The sequence below is a fragment of the Vibrio sp. D173a genome (genome assembly GCF_030248475.1).
Window position 1 is genome coordinate 1 of sequence record NZ_JAHGAH010001260.1, and the last position, 672, is coordinate 672.

General features: G+C 44.2%; 1 protein-coding gene. It reads right to left on the reverse strand.

Going from position 1 to position 672, the window contains the following annotated elements:
* The coding region (locus KIV40_RS32710) for a Cache 3/Cache 2 fusion domain-containing protein (protein ID WP_285353532.1) at positions 1–672 on the reverse strand (672 nt) is incomplete at both ends.

Genomic DNA, 672 nt, shown 5'->3' on the forward strand with positions numbered 1-672 from the left:
TGACAAACAGGGCCAGAAGACTCACAAACAGCAAACTGTGATTCTTTTTTAGCTCTTGTTCAGAAATACCAGCGACGATAACCCAATTCAGATAAGGGTAGAACTTGTAGAAGATATTCTTGGTCGCTACACCAGATTCGTTTTGCAGGTCAAATTTGACGTGCCCTTCTCGTTTGTTTAGAACTTGTTCAATGAAGCTCTTAGACGTCGACTCTACAACGGAATCGAAGGCACGGTTATCGAACTTGTTTTGAAGGATACGCTGGCCATGAAGGTCGACAATATAGATGTAGCCGCTCTCCCCGTACGCGTATTTGCTCAACTTCTCTTTCAATTGAACCTGATCAACCAGAAACATCAGCTCATCTTTATATGTGGAAGCGACTAAGGTATTCCCGCTAGGGAGTTTTCTTGAATACGCCACCTTCGCCCTTAATCCTGCTTCATGAGGGTTGGCATGGTAATACTGCGAAATCCCTTCTTTAAGCTCCAACTGTCGCTGGATATGCGCTATTTGAGACCTGTCCTGACCTTGTAAAAATGGATGATATAGGTGAACGCCTTCAGGAGAGAGCAAATAGAGATAGCCGGACTGCCCTACTTTTAATGTATTGGCTAAGTCGGCCAGTTGTTCATGTTCCGGCAACTGATTATGACTTTCAACGTAGGCAT